Source organism: Chamaesiphon sp., assembly GCF_041737865.1.
Lineage (GTDB): Bacteria > Cyanobacteriota > Cyanobacteriia > Cyanobacteriales > Chamaesiphonaceae > Chamaesiphon.
In genome coordinates, this window is record NZ_JBGSQZ010000114.1 from 1 (window position 1) to 4,472 (window position 4,472).

Below are 4,472 nucleotides of genomic sequence, written 5' to 3' on the forward strand. Positions count from 1 at the left end.
TAATTTAACTTAATATTTTCAACTATTAATCCTTTTAATGGTCAGTTTTACCATTTCAAAATTTAGATGAAATCGGCTTAACACCTATATTTGTTGTCCTGTCTAAGTTTGAGGAGGCTATGTCTCATCGAACTCAGGTTGTTAAAAGCGTCCGTGTAAATTGCGGCGATCGAACAATCGGAGATACGAAGCGAGGCGTGTCGTTGGCGTAAGCCTGCCGTAGGCATAGACGGAGCGCGCGCCATCCACCATCCACCACACACGATCGCAACTTTCGGACATTCCCACCCAAATTTCCCTTGGAGAATTGAATCTTGCCAGCCTAAAATAAATATATCTATCGATCGTCGATCGACAGCCGATAGATCGTAGACAATTAGCTCATATCCTGCGGTAACTTGGCATCCAAATCTCAGTATCAACACAACTCATCGCCAGTCCAGTAGCTAAAAATATATATTTAATTCTATTACGAGGTTTATTTGTGGTCTCTCAACGTGTCATCGAAGTAGCAACTACCCAATCATCGCCAATCGTCACCGCAACACCTCAACGTCAGACTGGTGCCTACGCTCTGCTCGATAGTCTCCATCGTCATGGTGTCGAACATATCTTCGGCTATCCGGGTGGGGCGATCCTCCCCATCTATGACGAAATTTATCGATTTGAAGCCGCAGGTAAAGTCAAACATATCCTTGTGCGTCACGAACAGGGTGCCGCTCATGCCGCTGATGGCTATGCCCGCGCTACAGGACACGTAGGCGTGTGTTTTGCTACTTCTGGCCCTGGAGCTACAAACCTCGTTACAGGTATCGCCACCGCCCAAATGGACTCAATTCCGTTGGTAGTTGTCACCGGACAAGTACCTAGCTACGTGATTGGTACCGATGCCTTTCAGGAAACAGATATCTACGGGATTACACTGCCCATCGTCAAACATTCCTACGTCGTCCGCGACCCAGCAGACATGGCGCGAATCGTCGCAGAAGCATTCTACATCGCCGCTTCCGGTCGTCCTGGGGTCGTCTTGATCGACATCCCCAAGGATATCGGTGCGAAATTGTGCGACTATACCCCCGTCGCACCTGGTAGCGTCAAATTACCTGGCTACAAGCCCACAGTACGCGGCAATCCTCGCCAAATCAACCAAGCAGTCCAACTGATCGCCAAAAGTCGTCAACCACTACTCTACATTGGTGGCGGCACAATTTCGGCTAGTGCTCACGAACAAGTCCAGCAACTCGCCGAACTATTCCAAATCCCCGTTACTACTACCCTGATGGGGAAAGGTGCCTTTAATGAAATTCATCCCCTCTCGGTCGGGATGCTGGGAATGCACGGCACAGCCTATGCTAATTGGGCAGTAACTGATTGCGATCTACTCATCGCTGTCGGCGCGAGATTTGACGATCGAGTCACGGGTAAACTCGAAGAATTTGCCTCAGATGCCAAGGTAATCCACATCGACATCGATCCCGCCGAAGTCGGCAAAAATCGCACCCCAGATGTCCCCATCGTCGGCGATATCAAACAAGTCCTAATTCAACTGCTCCAGCGAGTACACGAACTAGGTTTAGGGCGAAACCCCGAACAGACTAGAGTTTGGCTGGAAACGATCGATGGTTGGCGCGTAGACAATCCCCTCGTTGCACCCAGCTACGAGGGCTTACTCGCACCCCAAGAAGTCATCGTCGAATGTCGTCGTCAAGCCCCAGATGCTTACTACACCACCGATGTCGGTCAACATCAAATGTGGGCGGCTCAATTCCTCAATAACCTCCCCCGCCACTGGATTTCTAGTGCTGGATTGGGGACGATGGGATTTGGCGTACCCGCAGCAATGGGCGCGCAGATGGCACTCCCCCACGAGCAAGTGATCTGTATCAGCGGCGATGCCAGTTTCCAGATGAATCTTCAGGAACTCGGGACGCTCAAACAATACGGCTTGTGCGTCAAAATCGTCATTATCAATAATGGCTGGCAAGGAATGGTCAGACAGTGGCAAGAAGCTTTTTATGAGGAAAACTACTCTTCTTCGGAAATGGCACCCTCCCAGCCCGATTTCATGCTGTTAGCGCAGGCTTATGGGATTAAGGGGATGACCGTCAATAGTCGGGAAGACTTACCAGCCGCGATCGCTGCCATGTTAGCTCACAATGGCCCCGTTTTACTCAATGCTCAAGTCAAGCGGAATGAAAACTGTTACCCCATGGTAGCAGCAGGTAAATCCAACGCTGAGATGTTGGGACTAGCTAAACCCAAACGATCGCAATCGGGGGCATTATCGATTCATTGTCGTAGTTGCGGGACGATTCATACCATCACTCATAAGTTCTGTCCCGAATGCGGTAGTCAGCAGTAAGAAATTAGGCGGTGCTGAATTGATGTATGAGAGAGGGTGACTTGGGGACTTGGGTTTTGCAAGTACAAAACCATACCTTAAATTGGCAACATCAGAAATTATTGTAGGGGTAATTTATGAATTGCTCCTTCTTTGTTTTTGAGATATTGAATTAGTTTGGGCCCACATTCCGCTAGTTCAATCGGCTAAAAAATAATAAGAGCTAGAATCGTCTCTCATCAACCATTCTAGTGATTTAACCTCTTTTTAGCGATCGCCAGCATATTTTCAATAGCCCTGTCCTATTGAGAATACAATCGCTACGATCCAATGGCTTAGTTTTAATTATTTTTCGTTGGCGAAGCCTCTCCCCTGGAGAATCGCCTTGACTAGCGGAATGTGGGTTTTATGTGGGGGTTCCCCCGCCTAAACACGACGCTTGTGGGTGCCCTGCTAGTGCGAAGCTAGGATGGTTGAGGGCGGGCATAAAGCCACGCCTCTACAGGAAATTTGACAATATAAAATGACCAAGCGAAATCGACTTGATGTGTCCTGTCTCGACGATCGGATTCAGGAGCTACGCCAACGACGAACTATTTGGGTCTGCTATCTGTAGTGTCTCCAACTGCTCAACCTGAAGGATTCTATGACTATCGATCTCATCAGATCGTCTCAACTTCTAATCGCATTCCTGCCTGCTTTAACCGTTCTACCAACACATCTCCCAATCCAGTCGCGGGAGTCAAAATCCCACCCCGCTGCGCCCCTCCTGGCAACCTGTCAAAATCCACAGCCAAACACAATGCCGATTCACACACAAACTTCACCGTAGCGCGATTGCCAGGATCGCCCACATCGGCAATCAGCCCCCGCACCCGTTGCCCCTGGCTGCCCCATCCCAACAGTTCGCACCGAAACCAACCTTCATTCATCGTTTGTTCTGTCGGGCCGCTCCCAACTTGGGGGAGCGTCGATTCGAGGAGAGAGCGCAGGGGCGGTATCGCGATCGCGCCACCAATTAAAGCCATACTCCCCACCACTACCGCAGCCCGCAGCCTTGCCCACGGCGGATCGAATTTTAAGTATTCCTGGTAGCTAAAATCCGTACCATAAGATTCTTGCCATCGATCGAATAAAGCCCAAGTGCGGCGGACGATGCGCGTATTGACTACACCCATATAAAATGGCGCAACCCAAGTATCCATTTCGGCATCGTATTGAGGCGAAGTAGGATCGCGATGTCTGTCTATATCTGTAGGGACAGATTCCGGCGGATTGAGGAGGAACGGATTGCTAACTAGATCTAGTTCACCACGATCGTAAATATTTAAACCACTAGCCAGCGTACCGCCATTAACACCACCAGCCAACTGATAATAAGCCTTAATATGGGTACAGTTGTTACCCAGTTCGCGCTGGAGATAACGCACCAGTAGATAGGCACCTAAATCGGCAGGGACAGAATCAAAGCCACAACAGGGGATAATCCGCGTCCCATCGGTGGCAGCTTGCAGATGATGTCGATCGATTAGTCCCTTTACCCACGGCGTTTCGCCTGTTATGTCGACATAATGGGTATGGTAACGGACGCAAGCATCGACGATCGCATCACCATACAGCGCAAATGGCCCCGCCGTATTCAATAATACCCGCGTTTGAGAGACGATCGCATCGATAGCACCTCTATCCTGGCTATCGGCGACGAGGATATCGACATCGATCCCCACTTCTGCCCTAACTGATTCTAGCTTACCGCGATCTCTACCCGCGATCGCCCACCGTACCTCATCGCCAACACGTTCGGCAATATACCGCACAGTTTGCCTCCCCACGAAGCCACTGGCACCATATAGCACTACATCATAAGTGGTTTCTCGCATGACCGCTCGATCGCCTATCGACTACTTGTGTCTAAGTTCTGGCTCTATTATTATAATCCGTCTCGATCTGGAAGAAATCAACAGCGCGATCGGGTTCGGGCGCATTAGCGATTCATTAGACCTCCTGCAAAAGTCCGATCGAGAGATATACAATAGATCCAAATTGAATCGATCGATCATGAGCTATAAACAAGTTGAAAATTTAAAGCCAACAGAGTTCAAACGGCTGTGTGGCGTAACTCCAGAAATAT

Annotated in this window: 4 protein-coding genes; 2 read left to right on the forward strand and 2 right to left on the reverse strand. The window is 49.5% G+C overall.

Annotation, left to right across the window (positions count from 1 at the left end):
- Nucleotides 1-77 precede the first annotated feature (77 nt).
- On the reverse strand, nt 78-425 hold the full coding sequence (locus ACEW9J_RS08180; protein WP_373544642.1) for a hypothetical protein: 348 nt from the start codon (nt 423-425) through the stop codon (nt 78-80).
- 59 nt (nt 426-484) lie between these two features.
- Between ACEW9J_RS08180 and ilvB the strand changes: the two genes are divergently transcribed.
- Nucleotides 485-2,362 carry a biosynthetic-type acetolactate synthase large subunit gene (ilvB, locus tag ACEW9J_RS08185; RefSeq protein ID WP_373544643.1) on the forward strand — a complete coding sequence of 626 codons (1,878 nt, stop codon included), beginning with the start codon at nt 485-487 and terminating at the stop codon, nt 2,360-2,362.
- Nucleotides 2,363-3,003: 641 nt separating this feature from the next.
- Here the strand turns inward: ilvB and ACEW9J_RS08190 are convergent.
- Complete coding sequence (locus ACEW9J_RS08190; RefSeq protein ID WP_373544644.1) at nt 3,004-4,221, reverse strand: trans-acting enoyl reductase family protein; 1,218 nt, start codon at nt 4,219-4,221, stop codon at nt 3,004-3,006.
- Between ACEW9J_RS08190 and ACEW9J_RS08195 the strand changes: the two genes are divergently transcribed.
- The coding region (locus ACEW9J_RS08195) for a hypothetical protein (protein WP_373544645.1) at nt 4,220-4,472 on the forward strand (253 nt) is incomplete at its 3' end. The genes ACEW9J_RS08190 and ACEW9J_RS08195 overlap by 2 nt on opposite strands.